This window comes from Adhaeribacter terreus, from assembly GCF_042657365.1.
GTDB lineage: Bacteria > Bacteroidota > Bacteroidia > Cytophagales > Hymenobacteraceae > Adhaeribacter_A > Adhaeribacter_A terreus.
In genome coordinates this window covers 34,769-60,201 of record NZ_JBHSKT010000005.1, presented here as the reverse complement: position 1 = coordinate 60,201, position 25,433 = coordinate 34,769, and the positions used below count along the sequence as shown (strand labels likewise).

21 protein-coding genes are annotated in these 25,433 nt (G+C 45.1%); 12 read left to right on the top strand and 9 right to left on the bottom strand.

What is annotated here, in order from left to right:
- Positions 1 to 330: 330 nt before the first annotated feature.
- The 3 genes from ACFPIB_RS09765 to ACFPIB_RS09755 all read left to right on the top strand — a co-directional run bounded on the left by ACFPIB_RS09765 (position 331) and on the right by ACFPIB_RS09755 (position 2,928).
- On the top strand, positions 331 to 957 hold the full coding sequence (locus ACFPIB_RS09765) for a hypothetical protein (RefSeq protein WP_378017267.1): 627 nt from the start codon (positions 331 to 333) through the stop codon (positions 955 to 957).
- Between the two features lie 41 nt (positions 958 to 998).
- A complete protein-coding gene (locus ACFPIB_RS09760) occupies positions 999 to 1,925 on the top strand; it encodes a T9SS type A sorting domain-containing protein (protein ID WP_378017266.1) in 927 nt (308 codons plus the stop codon).
- Positions 1,926 to 2,088: 163 nt separating this feature from the next.
- A complete protein-coding gene (locus ACFPIB_RS09755; RefSeq protein WP_378017265.1) occupies positions 2,089 to 2,928 on the top strand; it encodes a hypothetical protein in 840 nt (279 codons plus the stop codon).
- A gap of 28 nt (positions 2,929 to 2,956) precedes the next feature.
- On the opposite strand, the gene ACFPIB_RS09750 is transcribed toward ACFPIB_RS09755, so the two are convergent.
- Both ACFPIB_RS09750 and ACFPIB_RS09745 read right to left on the bottom strand, forming a co-directional pair.
- Positions 2,957 to 3,541, bottom strand: coding sequence for a TMEM175 family protein (locus ACFPIB_RS09750; RefSeq protein ID WP_378017264.1), 585 nt, complete (start codon positions 3,539 to 3,541; stop codon positions 2,957 to 2,959).
- A gap of 233 nt (positions 3,542 to 3,774) precedes the next feature.
- Positions 3,775 to 5,052, bottom strand: a complete 1,278-nt coding sequence (locus tag ACFPIB_RS09745; RefSeq protein ID WP_378017263.1) for an acetyl-CoA hydrolase/transferase family protein — start codon at positions 5,050 to 5,052, stop codon at positions 3,775 to 3,777.
- Positions 5,053 to 5,424: 372 nt separating this feature from the next.
- Here ACFPIB_RS09745 and ACFPIB_RS09740 point away from each other — a divergent pair, with 372 nt between their 5' ends.
- The 7 genes from ACFPIB_RS09740 to ACFPIB_RS09710 all read left to right on the top strand — a co-directional run bounded on the left by ACFPIB_RS09740 (position 5,425) and on the right by ACFPIB_RS09710 (position 11,907).
- Positions 5,425 to 5,958 carry a YMGG-like glycine zipper-containing protein gene (locus ACFPIB_RS09740; protein ID WP_378017262.1) on the top strand — a complete coding sequence of 178 codons (534 nt, stop codon included), beginning with the start codon at positions 5,425 to 5,427 and terminating at the stop codon, positions 5,956 to 5,958.
- 148 nt (positions 5,959 to 6,106) lie between these two features.
- On the top strand, positions 6,107 to 6,568 hold the full coding sequence (locus ACFPIB_RS09735; RefSeq protein ID WP_378017261.1) for a YybH family protein: 462 nt from the start codon (positions 6,107 to 6,109) through the stop codon (positions 6,566 to 6,568).
- A gap of 295 nt (positions 6,569 to 6,863) precedes the next feature.
- Positions 6,864 to 7,952: a sensor histidine kinase gene (locus tag ACFPIB_RS09730; RefSeq protein ID WP_378017260.1), complete on the top strand. Its 1,089-nt coding sequence runs from the start codon at positions 6,864 to 6,866 to the stop codon at positions 7,950 to 7,952.
- Positions 7,953 to 8,200: 248 nt separating this feature from the next.
- Complete coding sequence (gene lptB / locus ACFPIB_RS09725) at positions 8,201 to 8,932, top strand: LPS export ABC transporter ATP-binding protein (RefSeq protein WP_378017259.1); 732 nt, start codon at positions 8,201 to 8,203, stop codon at positions 8,930 to 8,932.
- Between the two features lie 17 nt (positions 8,933 to 8,949).
- Positions 8,950 to 10,098 carry an acyltransferase family protein gene (locus tag ACFPIB_RS09720; RefSeq protein WP_378017258.1) on the top strand — a complete coding sequence of 383 codons (1,149 nt, stop codon included), beginning with the start codon at positions 8,950 to 8,952 and terminating at the stop codon, positions 10,096 to 10,098.
- Between the two features lie 41 nt (positions 10,099 to 10,139).
- Entirely contained in the window at positions 10,140 to 11,666 is a 1,527-nt protein-coding gene (locus tag ACFPIB_RS09715; protein ID WP_465251496.1) for a GH3 auxin-responsive promoter family protein, read from the top strand.
- On the top strand, positions 11,656 to 11,907 hold the full coding sequence (locus ACFPIB_RS09710; protein WP_378017256.1) for a hypothetical protein: 252 nt from the start codon (positions 11,656 to 11,658) through the stop codon (positions 11,905 to 11,907). The genes ACFPIB_RS09715 and ACFPIB_RS09710 overlap by 11 nt, the downstream gene beginning before the upstream one ends.
- Before the next feature lie 102 nt (positions 11,908 to 12,009).
- On the opposite strand, the gene ACFPIB_RS09705 is transcribed toward ACFPIB_RS09710, so the two are convergent.
- The 4 genes from ACFPIB_RS09705 to ACFPIB_RS09690 all read right to left on the bottom strand — a co-directional run bounded on the left by ACFPIB_RS09705 (position 12,010) and on the right by ACFPIB_RS09690 (position 16,320).
- The gene (locus ACFPIB_RS09705) at positions 12,010 to 12,774 is read right to left on the bottom strand and encodes a TIGR00266 family protein (RefSeq protein WP_378017255.1); all 765 of its coding nucleotides are present in this window, start codon (positions 12,772 to 12,774) and stop codon (positions 12,010 to 12,012) included.
- A gap of 86 nt (positions 12,775 to 12,860) precedes the next feature.
- Positions 12,861 to 13,265 (bottom strand): hypothetical protein, encoded by a 405-nt coding sequence (locus tag ACFPIB_RS09700; RefSeq protein WP_378017254.1) that lies wholly within the window; start codon positions 13,263 to 13,265, stop codon positions 12,861 to 12,863.
- Positions 13,266 to 13,411: 146 nt separating this feature from the next.
- Positions 13,412 to 14,509, bottom strand: a complete 1,098-nt coding sequence (locus ACFPIB_RS09695) for a hypothetical protein (protein WP_378017253.1) — start codon at positions 14,507 to 14,509, stop codon at positions 13,412 to 13,414.
- A gap of 161 nt (positions 14,510 to 14,670) precedes the next feature.
- Positions 14,671 to 16,320: a T9SS type A sorting domain-containing protein gene (locus ACFPIB_RS09690; RefSeq protein ID WP_378017252.1), complete on the bottom strand. Its 1,650-nt coding sequence runs from the start codon at positions 16,318 to 16,320 to the stop codon at positions 14,671 to 14,673.
- A 268-nt stretch (positions 16,321 to 16,588) separates the two neighbouring features.
- Between ACFPIB_RS09690 and ACFPIB_RS09685 the strand changes: the two genes are divergently transcribed.
- Complete coding sequence (locus ACFPIB_RS09685; RefSeq protein ID WP_378017251.1) at positions 16,589 to 18,874, top strand: TonB-dependent receptor; 2,286 nt, start codon at positions 16,589 to 16,591, stop codon at positions 18,872 to 18,874.
- Between the two features lie 200 nt (positions 18,875 to 19,074).
- Positions 19,075 to 19,962: a DUF4249 domain-containing protein gene (locus ACFPIB_RS09680; RefSeq protein ID WP_378017250.1), complete on the top strand. Its 888-nt coding sequence runs from the start codon at positions 19,075 to 19,077 to the stop codon at positions 19,960 to 19,962.
- Between the two features lie 57 nt (positions 19,963 to 20,019).
- On the opposite strand, the gene ACFPIB_RS09675 is transcribed toward ACFPIB_RS09680, so the two are convergent.
- From ACFPIB_RS09675 to ACFPIB_RS09665, 3 genes are all read right to left on the bottom strand, one after another.
- Positions 20,020 to 21,657: a T9SS type A sorting domain-containing protein gene (locus ACFPIB_RS09675; RefSeq protein WP_378017249.1), complete on the bottom strand. Its 1,638-nt coding sequence runs from the start codon at positions 21,655 to 21,657 to the stop codon at positions 20,020 to 20,022.
- 149 nt (positions 21,658 to 21,806) lie between these two features.
- Positions 21,807 to 22,697, bottom strand: a complete 891-nt coding sequence (locus tag ACFPIB_RS09670) for a DUF4249 domain-containing protein (protein WP_378017248.1) — start codon at positions 22,695 to 22,697, stop codon at positions 21,807 to 21,809.
- Between the two features lie 4 nt (positions 22,698 to 22,701).
- Complete coding sequence (locus ACFPIB_RS09665; protein WP_378017247.1) at positions 22,702 to 25,338, bottom strand: carboxypeptidase-like regulatory domain-containing protein; 2,637 nt, start codon at positions 25,336 to 25,338, stop codon at positions 22,702 to 22,704.
- Positions 25,339 to 25,433: the final 95 nt, after the last annotated feature.

Here is a 25,433-nt window from a genome sequence, read left to right as displayed (position 1 = left end):
TCCGCTTTTAACGCAGGCTGAAAGATCAGGTTTTTCTCCAACGTACCGACGGACTAACCCATGCTTTTTTATCCGAAATCGCTACCGTTTTTTCTGAAAGCAATTTTTTGGGGTTATATTTTTCTATCTGGGTAAAGCAGTGGTTTTTAGGGATTTTCGGCTGAAAAGCAAAATTGAATCGGCCCGGCGTTAAACGCACATCAGAAATTTACGGATGAAATAAAATAGGGAAAGTTTTATTTTATAAAATATAGTGCAATTTGTTTTGAAGTGTTATATCTCATAATATATATTTAGCGATCTTTTAACTCACCTAAAAACCAACACATTATGAGAAAAAATCTTACCCGTATCTGGGTGTGCATGCTTTGCATACTCGGCATTTCCGTGGCTGCTCAGGCACAAAACCGTTTTCAACCCGAGCCGGCACAGTTAGAGGAAGTGCAGCAAGTAGTGAGAAACTCCCGCACTGTTTGGCAGAACATGTTTCCCGCAGAGGAACTGCCCGATTATGGTTTCCGGAATGCTGCGGAAATGAATCAGGCGCTGCCCGGCAAACCCATTGAAGTGTATGCCATGTACCGCGATTTTAACGGCGTAATTCAGGCGCATCCTTCCGGCGAATTTCTGGTGCCGCTGCTGCTCGATGGCAAGCCCCGAGTTTTTCTTACGGTAGCGCATTTCGAGAACCGCTGGCAGGTGGTGGCCGTGGGCGAAATGCATCTGGCGCAGGAAACCGCGCCGTACCTGAGCCGGGCCAAAGAAACGAGCCGCTTTGTATGGCTGAAAAACCTGAACCACTCCGCCGACTTTATTGCAGAAGCCAACCCGGCTTTAAGCGAAGCCAGGATCGAGTTTGCGCCGCTTTCTACTGCACAACGTGCCTTGTTTCAGCAACCTTTGGCTTACCGCGAGCTCGAAACCCGCATCAGCAAAATGATCGTGCAGTTCGATTAACCCAGGTTTTCCCATTCAAGCATTTCTAAAAAGAAACCGATATGAAAAGAACATTTACTTTTATACTGGGCGCTTTGCTGTGCCTTTCTGCTTCCTTGGCTTCGGCTCAAAGCTATACCTTAAACCTTACGGCCTACAAACAGGAACAAACGCAATGGTGCTGGGCCGCTACTACCCGCATGGTAGACTGGGCTTACAGCTCCACTACGCCGCCTTCACAGTGCTCTATTGTAAATGCGGCCAACAATACCTGCGATGGTTGGTTCAATGTGTGCTGCAATACCCTGAATGGTTCGCGCCCAAGCGCCTGCACCGATCCGCTGGGTTCTAATTTCCCGAACAGTATGTATGGTTGCAACGGTTCTTTAAGCTGGCTGCTGAACAATTATGCTGGCTCTAATACTTCGTATTCCAGTTCTCTGGCTTACAGTACGGTACGCAGCAACCTGGGTAATAAAAGAATGATGGTAGCGCGCTGGGGCTGGACTTCGGGCGGCGGACATTTTGTGGTGATCTATGGAAATTATACTTCGCTGAGCACCGATTATGTACGCTACGCTAATCCGGCCAGTGGTTCCAAAACTTCCGAATCGTACGCGTATTTCAAATCGAACTCGAGCCGCACCTGGACGCACTCTATTGCCATGAACGGAGGATCTACGCAGCGCACTGCCGGCCCAACAACTTCTAACCCGGTTATAACCAACGATCCGGTAATAGCCCAAAACGTAAGCATTTACCCGAACCCAACCGACGGTGTTTTTCAATTGCTGCGTAAGGATGATGCTACAACCGCCGCCAAAATAACCATTACCAACGCTTTAGGCGACATAGTATATGAAACCGAAATGCCGGAAGGCCAGCGTGAAGCTGCTTTGGAACTGAAAGGAAAACTCAGTTCCGGGCTTTATCTGGTAAATCTGGTTTCCAACGGCGAACGCACCGTGGAGAAACTGGTAATCCGGTAAAGCGCTTTTGCTGCTAAATGAAAAGAGACTGTCCGTTTGGAGAGCCTCTTTTTGTTTTTTAATAGTTTTTCAGTGCTTTTTAGTAGCGTTTTAAGCTTTGTGCTTCTGAGGTATGATGTTTTTAAAAGTGCCTTGTTACTAAACATGGGGTAATTTTCTATCTTTGGAAAAACATCATATTCCTATGATATCATCTTGCTTCCTGTTCCTGGCTATTTGTGCAGTTTTAGGTTTTAGCAGCTGCTCCGATAACGATTCAAAAGATCCGGAACCTGAAGCGAAGAAAACGTTTACCGGATGTAGATTGGTTAAGATAGTAAATCCAGCTACTAATAGTTTGACGGAATATTTTTATAATAGCAATAACAATATTGTAAAAGAAACTTCAGGGGAAATTTCTGGTGGAATTGGAACGTATAAGCTTTATAATTATGATGTAAAAGGGCGAATAATCTCAAGCAGATATCATATCCATCTGGGTAGTCCTGATACATCTTCTCAGCTATCCATATATCAGTATAATAATGCGGATATGCTTATTTCTAAGCGTACCTATAACGGGCCCAACTATGCTGCACTAAGCACTGAAAATAAATACTTTTATGATGCAAGCGGCAAAGTTGATTCTTCTTGGGCATTTGTTGTTCTAAATGGTGTTGCAAAGCCACAATGGCTTTATACCTACGATTATGACAATAAAGGTAATTTAACTAAGAAGCATCATGTCAGTGTGAAATCAGACAATGGTCTGATGTTTACTTTACAGGGAACAGAACAATATCTGAATCATGACAACTTTAAAACCCCTTTAGGTCAGAAATATTTTACTTTAAGGCAATTAAATCCGGAACGCCTCTTTACCCTAAATAGTCCTACTATTATGATTTCGCCATCCGAGGATCAGGAAATCTTAACTCATACTTACCGTGCAGATAGCTTGTTGGCGGAGACAAAATATGCGAACCATAATTATTCTATTGAATATATTTACGACTGTAACTAACGCTATCCTTTTCAACTAAAAAATTGCCTCAAACCTCATCCTTTTCCAGTGTCCGTTCAATGCGTTTATCCGGAATAAGCCACATTAGCGCTACAAAAATGTAAATGCAACCTGAAATTATGGGATGTATAAAAGCGCTCGGAACTGCCACCAGGTAAAGCGCCAGCGAAGCATAACCTTTCAAATCTTTGCCAACAGCCCGGGCCAGTAAATTATGGTGGTCGTGTTTAGCAATTAAGGTTCGTTGGAGGATCGTATAAGCTACCGCGGACATAAACAGCACTACACCATATAATGCCATTGGCGCGGCTTCAAAATGGTTTTCGCCCATCCAGCCCGTAGTAAACGGAATTAGCGATAGCCAGAAAAGCAGGTGCATGTTGGCCCAAAGAATGCTGCCGCTCACCCTCTCTATAGTATGGAACATGTGGTGGTGGTTATTCCAGTAAATGGCCAGGTAAATAAAGCTTAAAACGTAACTTAAAACAATCGGCAAAAGCGGCTTTAGCGCCTGAAAATCCTGGCCGTGCGGCACTTTAATTTCCAGCACCATAATGGTAATAATAATGGCTATTACCCCGTCGCTGAATGCTTCTAGTCTGTGTTTGGTCATAATTACTGGCCTGGGAATTTCTTCGCGATTAAACCCCCGATGGGTGTAAATGTAATGAATACTACTTATAGCGCATTGAATTGCCACTTAAGAAACAAGCTGCCCGCTTAAATTGCCCGCCTTAAAAACGCTATCCTTTTCACCTCAAAAACCCTAAAAGCAAGATCGCCGGCCAGCCTTGGTTTTAATCCCATTTCCAACCGGCGAAAACGCTATGCTTTTAACCTGAAAAACTAGGCGTGCTTGAACCGCTTATAAGCTTCAGCTTCCAGGCGTTCGCGGTGGTCTGGGTGGGCAATATTAATAAGCGCCGTTGCCCGCTGACGCAGATTTTTGCCGTATAAATAAGCTACGCCATATTCGGTAACCACGTAATGCACGTGCGCGCGGGTAGTTGTTACGGCAGCGCCTTCGTTTATAAAGGGCGTAATTCTGGAAATACCTTTGTTGGTAGTAGAAGGCAGCGCAATAATGGGTTTACCGCCTTCAGATAAAGCCGCACCGCGCATAAAATCCATCTGTCCGCCAATACCCGAAAACTGCATGGTGCCAATCGTATCGGCAACAATTTGCCCGGTCAGGTCTATTTCTATGGCGCTATTTATGGCTGTTACTTTCGGGTTAGAGCTGATGATGCGCACATCGTTCACATAATCGGTGCGTTGCATTAAGATCAGCGGATTGTCGTCTATAAAATCGTAGAGTTTGCGGTTGCCCACAATAAAACCGGTAGCAATGCGGCCCGGATGGCGGTATTTATGTTCGTTCGTAATTACGCCTTGTTCTACCAGCGGCATCACTCCATTCGAAAACATTTCCGTATGAATGCCCAGTTCTTTATGGCTGCCCAGGCAACTCAGTACCGCATCCGGAATGCCGCCAATGCCCATTTGCAACGTAGCGCCGTCCTCGATCATTTCAGCAATGTAGCGGCCAATGGTTTTTTCTTTTTCCGTCATCCGCAGGCTGTAATCCACTTCTGGTATCGCTTCATCAACTTCCACCAATACATCGAAACGGTTTGCCTGGATCAGGCCGTCGCCGTGGGTGCGGGGCATTTGCGGGTTTACCTGCGCAATTACGTGTTTGGCGCTCAAAACTGCCTCGCGGGCAATATCTACACTAACGCCTAAAGAGCAGAAACCATGTTTATCGGGCGGCGAAACGTGTACAATGGCAACATCTATGGGAAGAATACCGGAGCGGAAAAGATGAGGAATTTCGCTCAGAAAAACCGGCACATAATCGCCGCGGCCGCTATTTACCGCCTCGCGCACATTAGCCGAAACAAACAGCGAATTAATAAAGAACGAATCTTTGTATTGTTCTTCAGCCAGCGGCATTTCGCCGTAGGTACTTATGCTTACAATTTCTACGTTACGGAGTTCAGGAGCGCGTTCGGCCAGTTTTTTCACCAGGTATTGCGGCGTGCCGGCGCTGCCTTGCACAAAAACCCGGTCGCCCGATTTTATGATACTTAAGGCTTCTTCGGCGGTTCTGTAATTTGGCATAAAGCTTAATGTATTTTGGTTGCTCTAAGATACAAATTTCTGAACCGGCGTGCCTTTTTCCGGCATATTTAAGCCTAAAAATTTAACTCCTGATTTTTTTTTGTTTCTTTTTTTAAGCTGCTTCACCTTCCTTCGGAAGTAAAAATTAAATTTCTTTATTCGTGGCGCTTATAACTGAAAACGCTATGGTTTTAGCGATAAAAACTGCTTTCTGTGCATGTAATCGCATATTTTTTATGCTTAAAATAGCACTATCTTTTTGCCTTTTTCTACGTATGAAGCCTTGTTGGTAAAAGGAAATAAATTTCTGGCACACCAATTGCAAGATGGGTATTATCAATGTTAAAATTTGGAAATTAAAATAAAATTGTTATGAAAAAGGTAAATTATATCTTCACGTTAGTGCTTATTTTAAGCGTAGGTTTAAGCAGCATGCTGCAAGCCCAGGATCAGCCAAAAAAGAAATGGAGCCCGGTTGCTAAAGGCGCCGTAATTGGAGCCGGTACAGGTGCTGCTGCGGGTGCTATTATTAACAAGAAAAACCGTGCGGCCGGTGCCGTAGTAGGTGGTGTGGTTGGTGGTGCCGTAGGTGCCGGTGTTGGTAAAGTGGTTCAGAACAAGCAAGAGAAGAAAGCTGCCGAAGAAAGACAGCGTATGGAACAGCTGAACCAGGTAGCCGCGAATAATCCGGAGCCAACGTATACCAGCAGCGACGCTCGTACTTACCGTTCTACTACTAAAAAGAGCTACGCCGCTAAAAAATCTACTGCTAAAGTAGCTGCCCCGGTAGAAGAAGTATCCGCCGTGCAACCTGCTTATATGCAAATGGGCTGGATACTGAACGATGGCGAAGGCGACCCGACCGTAGCGTATGCAAACTCAGAATACAAACGTAAAAGCTGGTAAATAACCCTTCCGGGAATTACTTCCGGTTCTGCTGAAATAATAAAAAGCCCAGGCCCGTAAGCCTGGGTTTCTTATAAAATCCAACTATTTTTTGGTTAAAGCAGTATTAGTGCGGAGGAAAATAAATATTAAACGAAATTTATATTTTATGAAAACTATATTCTCATTTTTAATTGCGCTTTTCGTGTTCACTTCGTGTACCAAAACCGAAGAGAAACCAACCGTAAACGCGGCGCAGCTGAATAGTAAATTCATCGGTTTCTGGAACGCCAAACAACAGGACTCTGTAATTGCCCTGCTCGCCGAAGATGCCCATTTCCTGCAAGGCAATGTACATTATAACGGCAAAAGCCAGGTAGCTGATAATTGGGTAAGAAAAACCATGGGCACGATCAATAATCTGAAAACCAGTACGGTAAGTTCTGGTTCTGATGTAAATATGGCTTACGAAGCCGGAACGTTCTCGGTAGATGTGCCTGCCCAAAGCCCCGACGAACCAAATGCTTACGGAGAAGGTAATTTTATACTGCTCTGGAAAAAAGGGACCGACGGCAAATGGAAATTAAGCTATGCCCAACTGGAAGACCATAACTTGCAGGTGAAACAATAATTTTCGCCACCTGAATAACTGCCAAGCGGCCCACATTTTAATTAATGCGGGCCGTTTTTATTTCAATATCTTATAAAGTATTACTCTGTAAAAACGCTATGGTTATAAGGCTGAAAACTAAAGAAGCCTGAAAATGTTGTTCAGCAGGAAGTCTTTTGATGTGACAGAAATAGTTTTGCCTGAAAATCTGTTGCATAGCTGGATCAGAGGAATAATATTATTCGTATTTTAATATCTATAAAATAGCAGCCATATCAAAACTCCTGAATTTCAAACGGCTAAAAAGCCCAGCCCAATGCTAAGCATCAATACTACCCTGCAAGCAGCCATAGACCTGCTTCCCGATGCCGTAATCGTGGTAAATAAAGATATTAAAATAGTGGCCGCCAATCCGCAGGTTTTCGAAATTTTTGGTTATCACCCTCAGGAACTAGAGCAGCAAAATTTAAATCTGCTTATTCCCGAAAGGTTTCGCGTGCGCCACGATATGCACTTCCGGCATTATTTCGAAGCGCCTGCCAAACGCCGTATGGGTTCCGGTTTCGATCTTTTCGGGCTCCGGAAAAACGGCAAAGAACTGGATGTTGATATTGCCCTGGCGCCGGTAAATATAAGCGGGCAGCTCATGGTTATGGCTATCATCCGCGATATAACTCCCCTGAAAGAACTGGACCGGCAGCTGCTTAAAAAGAATGAAGAATTAAGCCTGACAAATACTAAGCTCGAGCGCCAGGGTTATGTAATTGCGCACGATCTGAAATCGCCGCTTCTAAACCTGCAGGCGCTTATTAGCTTGCTTAAACGGGAATTGGGTAACGATCTGCCACCCAAAGTTGCCGGTTATGCCAAATTGCTCGACGTGGTAACTATTTCTATGATGAACCTGATAAACGGTGTTACCCAATATTCCACCACCAGTTTTAAAGATACCAGCGAAGAAGACGTAAACCTGAACGATATTGTAAACGAAGTGCGGCAGCTGGTTAATTTCCCTCCCGGTTTTAAGATGGAAGTCAAAGGTAAGCTACCCATTATCCGGGGCAACAAAACCAAAATTCTGCAGGTATTTCTGAACCTGGTAAATAATGCCGTAAAGTATAACGACAAACCCGAAGGCCTGGTCGAGATCGGGGCGAAAGCCAGCGATAAAGTATGCCTGATAAACGTAGCCGATAACGGCCCCGGTGTATTGCCCGAATTGAGGGGTAAAGTTTTTGAGCTTTTCCGGAAAGGCGCCATCGAAAAAGAAGGTTCGCAGGGAATTGGGCTGGCCGTAGTAAAGAAAATAATAGAAGACCGCGGCGGGCATATCATGGTAGATTCCAGTCCGTTAGGCGGCGCCAATTTCGTTTTCAGCTGGCCTGCCCAAGGCGAAGAAAGTTGACCGGAAATAACGGCAAAACCGCATGTATAAAGTCCGGCTTAAAACCACCGGAAACGCTATGCTTTAAGTATTAAAACTACCGCAGGCAATCTGTAAAAAGAAGTTCCGGTACACAGAAAATTCAGGCAAAAAACGCTATGCTTTCGGGTTGAAAAAGTCGGGTTTTAAAATCCGGGAATAAATGGAGTTTTGCCAAACATTTTGCCGCTATTTCCCGATTTAAGCATAATTCGCTAACTTCACGGCCTATGATTTTGCGCGCAGAACATCTTTTTAAAAAATATAAATCCCGCACGGTGGTAAACGACGTGAGCGTGGAAGTTAATCAGGGCGAAATTGTGGGTTTACTGGGCCCGAACGGTGCCGGTAAAACCACTTCTTTTTACATGATAGTAGGTTTGGTAAAACCCAATTCCGGCCAGATTTACCTCGATTCCGAAGACATTACTACCTTGCCGATGTACCGCCGGGCGCAGCGTGGTGTAGGTTACCTGGCGCAGGAAGCATCTGTTTTTCGGAATCTGAGCGTAGAAGAAAACATTCTGGCAGTGCTGGAAATGACGGGTAAAACTGCCCAGCAGCAAAAAGAGAAAGTGGAAGAACTGCTCGAAGAATTCAGCTTAACGCACGTGCGCAAAAATAAAGGCATGGTACTTTCCGGGGGCGAACGCCGCAGAACGGAAATTGCCCGCGCGCTGGCTGTAGATCCAAGTTTTGTATTGCTGGATGAACCTTTTGCCGGCGTAGACCCTATTGCCGTAGAAGAAATTCAGAGCATTGTAGCCAAGCTCAAAACCAAAAATATCGGCATTCTCATCACCGACCACAACGTAAACGAAACCCTTTCCATTGTAGACCGCGCTTATTTGCTTTTTGAAGGTAAGATCCTGAAAAGCGGTTCTGCCGAAGATCTGGCCGCCGATGAACAGGTGCGCCGCGTGTACCTGGGCAAGCATTTTGAATTGAAACGGAAGATTTAAGGGTTTTTGAACGCTTTATGCCAAAGGTGCTTCAGGTAAGTGTTGTGGAAAATGCAGTTATTGGTAATATCTTGAAGCCTACTTATTTTCCCGGGCTAAGTGGTTTGCGGGCAATTGCGGCGGCAACAGTTCTGTTTGTGCATGTGGAGCTGTATAAAATGATGAATGGCTTCCCTAACTTCTGGAACGATGTTGCTATTGTAATGGCGCAGCGGGCCGTTACTTTTTTCTTTGTGTTGAGTGGTTTTCTTATAACCTATTTATTATTTCAGGAGCACCAAAAAGGAGAAATAAGTATTAAGAAGTTTTATTCCAGGCGGGTTTTAAGAATCTGGCCTTTATATTTCCTCTTCTTTCTTATAGGCGTATTTTCTGTGGAGATCTACGATAAGTATATGCTTCGGACTATATTCTTATATGCTTTATTTTTGCCGAATCTGTCTTTGGCGCTTGGGTTTGGGTTGCCCAATGCCTTTATGATGTGGTCTGTTGGGGTGGAAGAACAATTTTATCTGGTATGGCCCTGGATCATGAAAATAAAGGAAGAATTCATTGGTCTTAGCGTAGCCGTTGTATTTGCTTTTGCTTTGCTCAGAAACGGAAGCCAGTATATTTCTGGTTATTTCGGGAATCCGATAATTGATCAATATTTACGGCACGCAGCCGAATTCTTCGAAATGACCAGTCTTGGCGCGATGGCAATTGGGGGTTTGGGAGCTTACTGTTTATTTTTTAGGAAAGAGTTTGTCCTGCGGTTTTTAATCAATAGCTGGAGTTTTCTGGCTGCGGTAATTATTATTTGCTTGCTGTTTTATTTTGCTGTTAAAATTCCATATTTCAATACAGAGGTTTATTCGGTGCTGTTTATTATTTTAATAGCCAATATTGGAATGGGCAAAGCAAATTTGTTACTTGAAAATAAGCTTTGCAGGTTTTTAGGGAATATTTCCTATGGTATTTATATGTACAATCTTCTTGTAATAAAGCTGTGCATGCATGTGTATAAAGACGTATTGCACCTGAAATTCAATACTGGTTTTCATCACCTGCTTTTTTCGATCGTTAATTTTTGTGCAACCGTATTGGTAGCCTGGCTTTCTTACCAGTTAATAGAAAAAAGATTTTTAAACCTTAAAGCGCGATTGCAGCTGCAACCTGCCGTGTAAAAACCGTATTAAGCTCATTCTTGCAAATCAACAATTAACTCTTGGAAATTCTCAACAGCATATTATCCTGGGCTATGCGCAAGCGGATCGATCAGATAGACCGGTTCCGGCAAAATCCGCTTGAAGTGCAGACCGAAACATTCCGGAATTTGCTGGCTACGGCCAAGCATACCGAATGGGGAAAACGCTATGGTTTTGAGGAAATAAAGTCGTGGGAAACGTTTAAGGGGCGCGTGCCGGTTTCGAGCTACGAAGAAATCTTCCCGGAAATAGACCGCATGATGAAGGGCGAGCAGAATATTCTGTGGCCCAGCAAAGTAACCTGGTTCGCCAAATCTTCCGGCACCACCAACGCCCGCAGCAAATTCATTCCCGTTTCGCCCGAATCGCTGGAAGATTGCCATTACAAAGGCGGTAAAGATATGCTGTCTATTTACGTGAATAACTACCCGGAAACCAAACTTTTTACCGGCAAAGGGTTAAGCATTGGCGGTAGTTTTCAGGTAAACGAACAGAACAGCAATTCCTTTTACGGCGACGTTTCGGCGGTAATTATGCAGAATCTGCCTTTCTGGGCCGAATACATCAGAGCACCGAAACTGAAAACTGCTCTGATGGATAAATGGGAAGAAAAAATAGAGCGCATTGCCGAAGAAACCATTTCCGAAAATATTACCAGTCTAGCCGGCGTACCTACCTGGACGTATGTGTTGTTGCAGCGCATTATGGAAAAAACCGGCAAAACTATTCCCGAAGTCTGGCCGAACCTCGAATTGTTCGGGCACGGCGCGGTAGCTTTCGGGCCTTACCGCGAACTCTTCAAAGCCATTATTCCTTCAGCAAAAATGAATTACCTGGAACTATACAATGCCTCGGAAGGTTTCTTCGGCATTCAGGATCAGGCCGATTCGGAAGATTTGCTGTTAATGCTTGATTACGGGGTGTATTATGAATTTATTCCGGCCGGCCATTTCGACGATGAAAACCCGGTAACCATTCCGCTTTCGGATGTGGAAGTCGGGAAAAATTATGCTATGGTTATTTCAACCAATGGCGGTTTATGGCGCTATAAAATTGGCGATACGGTTAAGTTTTCGAGCACAAAACCATACCGTTTCCGGATAAGCGGGCGCACGAAACATTACATAAATGCCTTTGGCGAAGAAGTGATTATTGAAAATGCGGAAGTGGCTTTAACCGAGGCTTGCAAGCAAACGAATGCAAAACTGTCCAATTTTACGGCGGCGCCTGTTTACTTTCAGCGCCAAAAACAAGGCGGCCACGAGTGGATAATAGAATTTAACCAAAAACCGGATAACTTATCCAAGTTTAGCGCTATATTAGATGCGAAACTTCGGGAAATAAATTCCGATTACGATGCCAAGCGCTACCAGGATATTGCTTTGGTTGCCCCGAAAGTTCACGTGGCACCAACCGGCACTTTTGTGGAATGGCTACGGCGGAAAAATAAGCTGGGAGGCCAGAACAAAGTGCCTCGTTTATCGAATACTAGAGAATACTTAGAAGAACTTCTGGTGCTATGCCAGGAAAACTACCATGCAAGCTGAACTACTAAACCAGGATTTCTCGGACGGCGTACGGAAGACGCATCGCGTTCGGGTAAAAAAGAGAATGCGCGTGCGCATTAAGATCGATACCAGAAAAGAAAAGGCCCGAAAGAAACGAAAGGAGCGCATTGTTCTATTTTTCCTGATCATGCTGGTGCTGGCTTTTATTGCGGTATTGTTGTTCCTGAAGTACGGTGGGGTAGAAGCGCCTGCACCGGAACAAGTTCCTTATCCGGTTTAATTTCAGAAGCACATTTTTATAAAAATATAAAAGGCGGCCTTTGCAAAAAGGCCGCCTTTCCTGTTTCTGGTTAAGGGAATAGAATCCGAAAACGCTATGCTTTTACTCTAAAAAACTGCTCATAAAGCCGCCTTCCTTGTTTTGGTTGCCGCCTGTTGGCATCAGCGCCTGGATCAGTTTCTTCACCGGCATACTCTGGATCCAAACCCGGCCGGTGCCGCGCAAAGTAGCCAGAAACAACCCTTCGCCGCCAAAGATCATCGATTTTAAGCCGCCGGAACGCTGAATGTCGAAGTCGATGCCTTGTTCAAAAGCAACTACGCAACCAGTATCTACGCGCAGCGTTTCGTTGTTCAGTTGTTTTTCAATTACGGTGCCGCCAGCGTGAATAAAAGCCAGCCCATCGCCCTGCAAACGCTGCAAAATAAAACCTTCGCCCCCTAAAAAGCCCGAACCCAAACGCTGGTTGAAGTGAATATTCATTTTAGTGCCAAGCGCTGCTGCCAGAAAACCATCTTTCTGCACAATTAAACCCTGCGGAATAGTAGCCAGATCTATGGGAATAATGGTGCCGGGATAAGGCGCCGAAAACGCTACGCGGCTTTTCATGTTGCGGCCGCGGTGTGTAAAGTGCGTCATAAACAACGATTCGCCGGTAAGCATGCGGGTGCCTGCGGAAAACAGTTTGCCTAAAACGCTTTGGTTCGCGTCGGAGCCGTCGCCCATTTTAGTTTCGAACTGAATGCCATCTTCCATGTAAACCATGGCGCCGGCTTCAGCTATTACGGTTTCGTTCTGGTCCAGCTCTACTTCCAGAACCTGGATATCGTTGCCAAAAATTTTATAATCAATTTCGTGCGATCGCATAAAAATAAGGGTTGGTTAGCGTAGCCAAATTGCAAAAATTCCGGCAAAAAACGGTAGGGTTTCGGCCTTAAAAAGTCGCAGATGGGTTATCTTTTCTTCGGACGGCTTTCCTCGTCATCGTCCAGATCATCCAGATCGTCTTCGTCCTCGTCTGTTTCATCTTCCTCGTCGTCTTCGCTTTTTGCTGGAGTTTTACCGTTTTTGGCGCGCGGCGCAGAAGCAATAAAATCTTCCGGATTCTCTTCTTCTTCCTGCGTTTCTTCTACATGGTAGTCATCATCTTCAGCAGCTTTGCCGCCCGGTTTTTCCAGCCCTTTATCGGTAAGTTTTTTATCGTACACGTTCTTGTCCAGAAACTCGTTGAGCTGGTCTATGCTGTAGCTGGAGGTAATTTCGCCCAGTGGGTTGATCTTTATTTCGAAGCCTTCGAGTTCTTTATGCACTTTGGCTTTTTTCTCGGCTTTGTCGGTTTTCTTTTTCTTTTTGCTCATGGCCGTATTGGGTTAAATAGCTTTAACCCAATACGCAAAAAAAGCGCAGCAAGGTTAGATCCTGCTGCGCTTCCTCTTACTTTTTCTACCCGAAAGGATAGCGTTTTATAAAGCGGAATTTAAAGTTTAATGTTTTTAACAATTAATTAAGCCCCAACTAAATCGTAAGAGAACTCATGGTAATTAGACTTTATGTAATTCTGCATTTTGTCTTTTCTCTTAATAGCCTGAACCGAAGGGTTTGAGCCAGGGTAGTTCTGGTCTGCTTCAAAGGCTAACGTAGAGGCATTGCCGGCCGCGCCAAGGTTGTTCTTTTCAAAAAGATCTACTTTTTCTTTCAGCTTCGCGAAATCGCCGGTAAGCATATAAGCAGCGCAAAGGTTTTCAATCAGGGCATTGGCCACTTTTTTGTTGATCGCGCCTTTGCCTTTCCAGTCGGCGGTGGCCAGGTGCTTTTCCCAAACGGCAATTTGTGCCTGAACAGCTTCCTTGCTTGGTGTTTTTTCAGAAGCGAGGGCGGCAAAATCGGTGCTGGCCTTATTGATTTCGGCAAATGCCGGCGAAGGACCCGTAACTGAATTCACGGCTACTCTTACTTCGAAGTTTTGTGCGGCAAAATCGTATTTAATGCGCTTGTTTATTTTGTCCAGAATATGCGCCTGCAGGTCGGTTTCCAGAGAATTTTTAAGATAAGTATTCAGTTCGGAAACAGTGTTAAAAGCAGGCGTGGTAAAAATGTCGTTCTTCTTTTTGAAAGCGTAAAGGGTTGTTCCCGATTTTTTATCGAGCAGGTCATATCCGTAATTGGCCATGTAATTCACAAGTGAATAGAATTTAGGTGGCTCCACAGGGCCTTCAGCTTTCTGCGGTTTGGTGCCCGGCCGGGCGGGAGCTTTAACAGTACCTTCGGTTTTCTGGGTTTTATCTACAATAAAAAGCTTGTTGAAGGTAATTTTCAGGTTCAGATCGCCGTCAGCTTCCTGTAATTTTAGATCCTGCAGTTCAGGCTTTTCTTTGGCCTGAACAGGCAAGGTACCAAAATCGTAGCTTACCGAATAGGTGTTGAATTCGGGCTTTAATTTCATGACCGGCGCTTTTTTTAAAGTAGACCAAACTTTATTGGCGTCAACTTTTTGCGCAATGCCGGCGAGCGGCGTGAGGGCACTTATGGCAAGCGCTAATAAAAACAACTTACTGCGTTTTGCGCTGGCAGTTTTGGCAAAGGGCAACTTCAGGTGCAACATGGCTTTTTTAGATTAAGTAGGAGATATATTCAGGTTAATTAAAACGCTGGTTTAAATATAATTAAATACCAATATTAATTAAGCTGAATATCCTGAAGATTGCAAATAATTTAAGCAAGTTCTGCGGAAATATCCGTAAGCGTTTTCCCTGAAGCGTTGGCTTACTCCACTACAATTTTCCGGGTGATGATCTGCTCGCCAACTTTAACCTGCAACAGATACATCCCTTTCGCATTTGGTAAATTCAGTTCTTCGGAAAGCTGGTTGTTGCTCACATTTAATTCCTGCTGTAAAACCACGCGGCCCAGCAGATCGGAAACGGTTACTTCGGCTTTTGGTGCGGTAAGGTTGCTGAGTTTTAAGATGAATTTGCCTTGGTTCGGGTTGGGGTATAATGAAATTTGCGTAAGAAGGGATTCATTAATTCCATTTGGACTTTCTCCAACTTTTATTACCCACTGGTCTGTCACTCCCCAACAAGCCTGAGATTTATCTCCGCTTAAACCAGACATTGATTCACCCGCTATTAAAAAACTGCCATTCGATTCCACATAAATATCAGTTGGCCAATCATTATCTGTCCCCCCATAAGTTTGATCCCAAATCTTTACGCCATTGATATCCAATTTTAATATCCAGATATCAGCGCCTCCCATAGCAGCTTGACTTTTATCTCCATTAATGCCTGATACAGTATAACCTGAAACAAGATACCCTCCAGTTGGATCCTCTACAAAATCTCCAATACCGTCATATAATGAAGTACCATATGTTTTGTCCCAAATTTTATTGCCAATAGGATCTAATTTTAAAAGCCAGAGGTCTTCAGCCCCTTTTGAGGGTTGGCTCTTGTCTCCATTTGCATCTGAGTTAGAATAGGCTCCAACAATATAGTTTCCTGCAGAGGTTTGCTTAATCCTCCATAAAAAATCATTATTAGTTCCTCCATAGGTTTTATCCCATTGTTTGCTTCCAAGTGAATCTAACTTTACAATCCAACAATCATAGTTTCCTTTAGCTGGCTGGCTTTTGTCTCCGCTCATTCCTGATTTTGAATACCCCCCAAGTATGGAGCCTCCATCTGCTGTAACAGCTAATTCTTTGAAAACTTCATTACCAGTACCTCCAATAGTTTTATCCCATAATTTATTTCCATTGGCATCAGTTTTTATTACCCAATAATCCCAAGTGGTTAAATTTCCTTTATTTGGTTGTGATTTGCTTCCGCCAATTCCGGAATTTGATACACCGGAAAGAATGTAGCCTCCATCAGAGGTTTGGCCTAAGGAACGAAAATGATCATCATGAGCCCCTCCATAGGTACGGTCCCATTGCTTAATACCATTTGAATCTAATTTAAGTATCCAGTAATCTTCTAATCCATAACCTGACTGAGTTTTATCGCCACTGATTGGTAAGTCATGTGTTGAGCCACCAATAATATAACCCCCATCTTTAGTTTGTTTAATGCACCATATTCCTTCGCTGTCTAAACTACCGTAAGTTTTATCCCATTGCTTATTACCAAACCTGTCCATTTTAACGATCCAGAAGTCGGAGTTTCCCCCAATATGAGGTTGGCTCTTATCACCACCAATACCTGAATTGGAACCTCCACCAATGATATAACCCCCATCTTTAGTTTGCTGCCCTGCATACAAATGGTCTATATCAGTACTGCCAAAAGTTTTATCCCATATTTTTGCTGGAGCAGTCTGCGCAAATGCATCCAATGAAAAAATACTTGCAAAAGCAGTAAGTAAGCCAAATCGCAGCCAATTCTTAAACATAAAAGTATAGCGTTTTTTCATAGGGTTTTATTGCGACAGAAAGATAACAATTTGCACTATCTACCTGACATAATAAATACCTGTTTCGCTGCTTTGTGCAAAATATTTTTCTAACTTCTTCCTATCCCAAATCCGCTAACCATAATTTTTTCACCATGCAACTAAGGGGCAGCCTTTTGCATCTTGTCTATAGTTTTGAAACCGCCGGAAAGCAGCTTGCCGCTAACTTCTGAATCCCGCTTTTCCGGCTTCCGCTGAACGTATTTTTTAACCTAATTTTTAAACTGTCGTGAAAAACAGCCTGGTATTGCTTTGCCTTTTATTGCTGATAAACGGTAGCGTTTTAGCCCAAAAAACTGCCGTACTGCGCGGCACCATCCGCGATGCCACCACCCACGAAACCCTGCCCGGCGTATCGGTTTATGTGCCGGAGCTGCAAACCGGCGCCATTACCAACGCCGAAGGAAAATACGAACTCAAAATTTCCGGCGAAAAAGTGAGAGTAGTTTGTGCGCTCATCGGGTTTCAGAAAGTAGAAAAAGAAGTAACGCTGACCGGAAATACCGAACTGAATATCGCGCTGCAACAGGATGCGAACACACTGCAGGAAGTGGAAATTTCGGCGAAGAAAAACGAGCTCCGCGACCAGGTTTTTATGCCGCAAATGAGCACGCTTAAGATTTCGCCGCAGCAGATCAAACACTTACCCAGCATGGGCGGCGAAGTGGATATTATAAAAGTGGCGCAACTCATGCCCGGCGTAAAACGCGGCGGCGAAGGCCAGACCGGCATGTACGTCCGTGGCGGCGGCGTAGATCAGAACTTAATTCTCTTAGACGATGCGCCGGTTTACAACGTGGGGCATTTATTCGGGTTTTTCTCGGTCTTCAACAACGATGCCCTGCAGGATGTCTCGCTGATAAAAGGTAGTTTCCCGGCGCAGTACGGCGGCCGCATTTCTTCGGTGCTCGACATTAAAACCCAGAACGGCGATGCAGAAAAAATAAAAGCGGAAGGCGGCATTGGTTTGCTTTCGTCGCGCGTAACCGTGCAAGGCCCCATTCAAAAAGATAAATTCACGTTCCTGGTTTCGGCGCGCCGTTCTTATTTAGATAAAGTGCTGGGCGTAGCCGGCCTGAAAATTCCGTATTATTTCTACGACACCAACCTGAAACTGCATTACAAGCTCTCCGACAAAGATAAAATTTCCTTCAGCAGCTATTACGGCAACGATGTTTTAAGCGAACCAAAACCCGGCAACGGCGAAGACCTGGGCATGGATTTCGGGTTTACGCTCGGCAATTTCACCAACACGCTCCGCTGGCAGCACCAGTATTCCGATAAATTATTTTCCAGCTTAACGCTTTTGCACACCCGCTTCCGCTACCAGGTAAACGGCCGTTTCGAGCAGAATAGCTTGTTCATCGGTTCGTACATCGAAGACCTCGGACTGAAACTCGACTACGATTATTACCATAATTCCCGGAACCAGTTGCGCTACGGTTTGTCGGTTACCAACCACCGTTTCCGGCCCAACATTGTAGCTACGCAAGGCGAAATTTCGGACTACGTAAAATCGCATGAAGGCCGCAAACTGAACCCGCAGGAAATGGCCGCTTACGCGCAAAACGAATTCAAAGCCACGTCGCGTTTAACCCTGAACTACGGCCTGCGCGCTTCCGGTTTGCTTACTTCCGGCAAAACCTACGCCGGCCTCGAACCCCGCGCTTCAGCCGTGTTGCAGCTCACCGAAAACAGTTCTTTAAAAGCCGGTTATTCGCGCATGTTCCAATATTTACATTTGGTTTCCAATTCCTCGCTCATGCTGCCCACCGACCTCTGGTACCCGGTTACCAAACATGTAAAACCGCAATACGCCGACCAGGTTGCGTTGGGCTACAACCATCATTTCCCGAAACGGAACACCCTTTTAAGTGCCGAGATCTACTACAAAAAACTCTACCGTTTAATGGAATACAAAGAAGGCGCGCAACTCATGCTGAACGACAATTACGAAACCGAACTTTTGCGCGGCAACGGCCAGGCCTACGGCGCCGAACTTTTCCTGCACAAAACCGAAGGCCGCTTCAACGGCTGGATCGGGTATTCCTTAAGCTGGGCCACCCGCCAGTTCGACGGGCTGAACAACGGCAAAACGTTCTACGCCAAATACGACCGCCGCCACGATATTTCTATTGTAACGAACTACGATATTTCAAAGCGTTTAAGCATTTCGGCAGTCTGGGTTTACGGCACCGGCCAGCGCTTAACCGGCCGCCTCGGCCAATACTTCACCCCGAAACCTTCTTATTCCGGAGTAGATGTTTTACCGGTTTACACCGATCGCAACGCCCTGAAATTCTCACCTTCGCACCGCCTGGATCTGAACCTGGTGCTGAAAAACAAGCCGCATAAGAAATGGCAAAGCGAATGGTGCTTCGGGGCTTACAATGTTTACAACCAAACCCAACCGTATCGGGTGAAAGTAGAGGATAACGGCAAAGGCGGCTACAAATATTCGCAGGTCGGTTTGTTCGGTTTCATTCCTGCTGTGGCTTATAATTTTAAGTTTTGATCAGCAGAAATTTCCTCCCCCTAACCCCCTCCGAAGGGGGACTTTTATCAGATAAATTAAACACCCCTATAATCCCCTCAAGGGGATAGTAATTACACTCGTACAGAAGGTCCCCCTTTGGAGGGGGTAGGGGGAGGACTTACACCTGCGAAGAAAAATATTCTCTCATCCCATCATTCAAAAATTCTATCATTCTCAATATGAAAACGCTATCCTTTTTAACCAAAAAACTCGGTTTCGGAATCATATGGCTGCTTTTAGGGCTTGGCTTGTTCAGCTGCGAACCCGACCCGATCGAAATTGAATTGCCCGCGCATGAACCGAAACTGGTAATTGCCACGCAGGTTTTTCCGGATAAATATCTGGCGGTGCAGGTTTCCAAAAGCTTCAGTTCACTGGCAGGAGAAGGCACCGATCTGAGCACCGATACCACATTTCTGAAAACGCTGGTGGTAGAGCATGCGTTGGTGCAAATTACCTTTAACGGGCAAACCGAAACGCTGAAACACCTGCGCAACGGTTTTTATGTAAGCCGGAATATCCCGCAGAACTTTCAGCAGCGCTATACTTTATTGGTGCGCGATTCGGTTTCGGGGCTGGAATGTTCGGCAGCTACGGAAATGCTGGCGCCGGTAAGGTTTGAAAAACTGGAACCGGAAGTGAAACGCACCGAAAAAGATACCACCGTAACGCTGCATTTTACTCTCGCCGATCCCGGCCCTAAACGCAATTTTTTCCTGATCAGCCTGGTAGGGGCGAACCGCAAAAATCTGCTGCCGAAAAACAGGATCGGGACTTTTAATGCGGTGCAGGAGCAGATCATTCTGGTAAACGACGCCACTTTTGAAAATGGCAGATACGAAGGAAAAGAAAAGCTTACGCTCGAAACCTCCGATACGCTCGTGGTTTCTTTATCGAATATCAGCGAACCGTATTACAATTACCTGCAACTCTACCAGAAATCGAACAGCCTCATGAACCAGCTCACCGGCGAACCGATCAACTTACCCACCAACATTCAGAACGGCTACGGTTTTTTCAGTGCACACAACCCTATGGTGCAGATTTTTAAGATCAGTGAACGCTAGGTTTGCCCCGATTTACTTTTTATGCCCGAAAGGGTAGCGTTTTTCTAAGGTCAGCTTTTATTCTACTACAATTTTCCGGGGAATGATTTGCTTGCCGGCTTTTATCTGCAACAGATACATTCCTTTTGCCTGCGGCAATGTCAGTTCTTCGGAAATTTGCTTGTTGCTTACGTTTAATGGCTGCTGCAAAACCACGCGGCCCAAAAGATCGGAAACGGTTACTTCGGCTTTTGGTGCGGTAAGGTTGTTGAGTTGTAAGGTGAATTTGCCTTGGTTTGGGTTTGGGGAAATGGAAACGGTGAAGCTGGCTTCGAATTCCTTTAGGCCGGTTACATCGGTGCCTAATTTTACGATCCAGTAATCTGACATTCCTTGGGAGGTTTGGCTTTTATCGCCACTAAAACTAGAGAGTGAATATCCGCCTAATATAAACCCGCCATCAACAGTCTGTTGAGCAGAAAAAATACCGTCATGATTGTCACCGCCAAAAGATTTATCCCAAGTCATAATACCGTTGTTATCTAACTTTGTTACCCAAAAATCAGCGCCACCCCGAGAAGGTTGTGTTTTATTGCCACTTAAGCCTGATTCAGAAAACCCACCTAATATATAGCTGCCGTTCAAGGTTTGCTGTATAGAATAAAGTTCATCCTCGCCATTACCACCTATTGTCTTGTCCCAGATTATTCCCCCACTGCTATTCAATTTTACTACCCAAAAGTCGTATCCCCCCTGGCAATTCTGGCTTTTGTCACCACTTATATTAGAACTAGAATAGCCTCCTAAAATATATCCACCATCGGCAGTTTGTTGGAGTGCTGTGATTGCATCTGCACTACTGCCGCCGATGGTTTTATCCCAAACTTTATTTCCGTTATTATCTAATTTAACAACCCAATAATCACTACTCCCTCTAGATGCCTGGGTTTTGTCACCGCTAATTCCGGAACTTGAAGTTCCGCCTAATATATAACCGCCATCTGAAGTTTGCTTTAGAGAACGAAGCAGGTCTCCATCATTACCTCCGTAAGTTTTGTCCCAAAGTTTATTTCCATTAGCATCGATCTTTATTACCCAGAAATCATTAAGACCTGAAGATGCTTGGCTTTTGTCACCACTTATTCCAGAATAAGATGTTCCACCTAAGATATAACCACCATCAGAGGTTTGCTCTAAAGAGTACAACTCATCTCTAGCACTTCCGCCAAAAGTCTTATCCCAGGTTTTAATTCCATTAGCATCAAGTTTTACTATCCAGTAATCAAAGCCTCCGTTTGTTGCCTGGCTTTTATCTCCACTAATACCAGAGTTGGATGAACCACCTAAAATAAAACCTCCATCTGAAGTTTGTTGTGCGCTGGAAAAGAGATCATCATTTCCAGCGCCGATGGTTTTATCCATCGTTTTAATGCCATTAGCAGTAAGCCTTATAAACCAATAATCAGATAGCCCATTAGATGCCTGAGATTTATCAGCGCTTGTACCTGAGTTTGAGTATCCACCAAGAAAATATCCACCATCGGTAGTTTGTCTTAATGATCTTAGATAATCATTGCCGCTACCACCAAAAGACTTATCCCACTGAATTGTTGGACCATTTTGTGCCGAAGTATTCAAAGATAAAGAAGCTACAATAGCCACACCCAAACCAACACGAAACCAGTTTTCAGGCAGAAAAGTATAGCGTTTTTTCATAGTTTTAATTGTGGAGTGATTTTCAAATATAGAGCTTTCTGCTTGAAAGACAAATGCTATGTTATCTTAATTGCTTTCAAAAAATATCGCATTTCACAAAATCTACTTTTCCTTCTTCCACAACGCTATCCTTTTCCCATTAAAAACTACTAAAACAAAATCTTCACCTCATAAAGCCTATAAGCCGCAAACACCCCGAAACCGCCCTGCACATTCGTATACAATTTTCCCGGACTGGTGAAGCTGTTATTGAGCTGGTATTGCCGCAACGAACGGTGGTATTTCAGGTAAGCGGCATCGGTGGTGAGTAAAAATGCATTGATCCGCAGCAGTGCATTCGTGTTTTTTAATTGCGCAAAATCAGTGATTGTCAGGCTGCGTTCTGCCCAAAGGCGGCCGTCTTCATCGGTGTCTTCAAAGAGCGGTTCGCTTTCAAATTCCAGGCTGCGGAAAGTGGTGTCGGAAGAACCGGGATTGGCCAGAAAAAACAGGTTGCCGTCAATTTTATAGTTGTCGCCAAGGCCGGGAAGATCCTGCCAGCGCATTTCGAGTTTGTAATTCCGACCGCCTTCTTCCAGGTTGCGTTCCGAAGAATCGAGGCGCGCGGTAAGCGTAGTATTTATTTTCTGCGGAACGGTGCAACTGGCTTCGGCCTGCAAACCATCTGAATTTTGCACGTGCAGCCAGTAGGTTTTTCCGGGCTGAACAGGTAATGATTTTGTGGTGTAAAGCTGTTTGGCAGCATCGTAAGCCAGCAAAACGGTATCAATTCCATCGGAAAAAGTAACCTGCGCATCAGGCACATAAACCGGCTGGCCGTTATTTTCGGCGCTCAGCAAAGGCACGGTTCGCGACACGGAAACCTGCACTTCTTCCGCTTCCGGCGAAATAAACGAAACCACCACCAGCTTCGGAGGAAGTTCCGGCAACGGCGGAATATCCACCACGCTTTCGCAGGCAGAAAACAGGAAAACTACGCACCAAAACGCTATGGTTTTCAGCTTAAAAAGTCGCGGGAAATATTTTCTGAAACCGGCCATCTTCCTAAAATTTAAGATTGTAACTGAACGACGGAATGAAACCAAAAATGGCAGTCTGCCGCAATTCGCGTTTCCCGTTTTTGGTAGCTAAGGTGTAGAAAAACGGGTTTTTGCGGTTATACAAGTTGTAAACGCTCAGATCCCAGGTGCGTTCGGCCCAGCTTAATTCTTTCCGGAACTGAATGCCCACATCCAAACGGTGGTAAGCCGGCATGCGGTAATTATTGCGTTCGCCGTATTCACCAATTATCGTGTTGCCGCCCAGTAATTCTTCCGGCGTGATCGCTTCGGAATCGGGGTTGTGGTACGGTACCGAATATTCGGCTAAAGGCAGCGTAATGGCATTCCCGGTACCGTAGATCCAGTTGGCCGAAAGCTTTATTTTCTCCGAAACGTCGTAAGCCAGAATTACCGAAACATCGTGGCGGCGGTCGTAGCGCGCATCGAACTTCCGGCCGCCGTTTATGGAATCGAACTGGTGCTGCGTGCGCGAAAGCGTGTAACCGAGCCAGCCGGTCAGGTTTCCGGTTTTCTTTTGCAGCAGAAATTCCAGCCCATAACTCCAGCCCTGCCCCGAAACTACGTTGCTTTCCCAGTCCATGCCTTCTTTGGCGGTCGGGTCGTTGAGGGTAAAGAAACTGGCGCCGTCGCGGTAGGTAATAATGCGGTCCATTTTTTTGTAATAGCCTTCCACTTCCAGCAGAATTTTCCGTTTAAAAAGATCCTGCGCCACGCCCAAAGCCACCTGGTGCGAAGCTTGCGGTTTCACTTTATTCGTGGCCGGCAACCAAAGGTCAATGCTCTGGCCCGTGCCGATGCTGCTCAGCAAATGCACGTACTGGTTCATGGCCGCGTACGAAGTTTTTAAAGTAGCATTCGGCGTGAAACGATACGCAGCGCTGAAACGCGGTTCCGGGTTGAAATAATGCTTGCCTTCCGAAAAGAAATGGCTCAGCCGCAAACCTGAATTCAGCAATATTTTAGGCGTAACCGTAAAATGATCTTCCAGGTAAACCGCGCTTTCCAGGTTCGAAATATTTTCGTGTTTTTCAAAATTCAGGTTGGTGTTAGAATCGGAAGCGCGCACGGAATTCGGCGTAAAATAATGGTGCGTGGAAATAAAACCGATCTTCAGAAAATGCGACGTGGAAAGGTAATAATCAAGATCGGTTTTTAAACTCAGGTCGCGGATGCCGGAAATGTACTGAAAGTTCGTTTGTACATCTGGCGTAGCAAAATCATAATCTATTCCGAAGCGATACTGGCTGAAAATGAACGAGGTATTGGCAAAAAGCCGGTCGGAGAGCAGGTGATTCCAGCGCAAGGTGGCCGTGCCGTTGCCCCAGGCCGTATTGAACTGGTCTTTGTTTTCGGAGTCTTTTAAATGCACGTAAAATTTATCGCGCCCGAAATAACCGCTCAGGTAAAGCTTGTCTTTCGGTCCCAGATCGTAGTTTATTTTGGCGTTCGCATCGTAAAAAAAGTACCCGAAACCGGTTCCTTCCTGCAAAAACGAATTCAGCAACAGATCCCAGTACGTGCGCCGCGCCGAAATTAAAAACGAAGCCTTGTCTTTTTTCAACGGACCTTCCACCACCATCCTCGAAGAGATCAGGCCAATGCCTGCTTCGCCCGCAAATTCCTCGCGGTTGCCTTCTTTCATGTTCATTTCCAGCACCGAAGAAAGCCGGCCGCCATAACGCGCCGGAAAACCGCCCTTCGTCAGGTCAATGCTTTTCAACGCGTCGCCGTTGAATAAAGACAAGTAACCAAGTGCATGATTGGCATTGTAAACCGTGGCATCGTCGAGCACAATTAAATTCTGATCGGGTCCGCCGCCGCGCACGTAAAGTCCGGTGCTGGCTTCGCCTCCTTTTTGCACGCCGGGCATCATCTGCACCGTTTTTATCACGTCCTTTTCCCCGAAAAGCGCCGGCATATCTTTCACCATTTCCACCGGAATATTTACCTGGCTCGTCTGGGTAGTTTGCGTGCTGCGAATTTCTTTTTCAGCCACAATTTCCACTTCCTGCAAAGCCGCTTCCGGTTGTAGAAATGCGTGCAAAGTCTGGTCTTCATTCAGGTTTATTTTCTGAATTTGGGATTTATAACCCACATATGAGAATTGCAATACAACCGAATCTGCAGGCAACGTAAGCGAATAAAACCCGTAATTATTGCTGCTGATGCCGGCTTTGAATTGCGGCGCATAAACCGTAACGCCAATAAGCGGCTCGCTGCTGCCGGCTTCGCGCACGTAACCGCTGATGGTAAATTTGCCACTTTTTGCGCCGGTTTTAGTATCGTTTTGGGCAGCAGGTTTTTTATCGAAAAGCAGAATTTGGTCTGAACGGTAAAGCCAGGCAATGGAAGTGCCTTTGAAAACGGTATGCAAAACGGCCTCTAAAGTCTGCTCGCGGCCGGTAAGGGTAATTTTTTTCTGCAGCGGCAGCGCCTCGTTGCTATACGAAAACGGGATTTTGGTTTGCGCTTCAAGTTCCTTCAGAATTTCTTCTACGGTGTACGTTTTAGCCGGAATTTTTACGGTTTGTTCGCCATGAGAAGCAGCAATTTGCGCACTTCCGGAAAACGGTAGCGAAAAGCACAGAAAAAGTAAAAAACAGAGAAGAATTTGCCGCACTAAAACCCGTTGGTTACGCTTTTAACAATGCGCAAAAATAATGAAAATCAGTGGTTTGTCAGCAGGTTTTAGCAAGCCGAGAAAAGTCCCCCTTT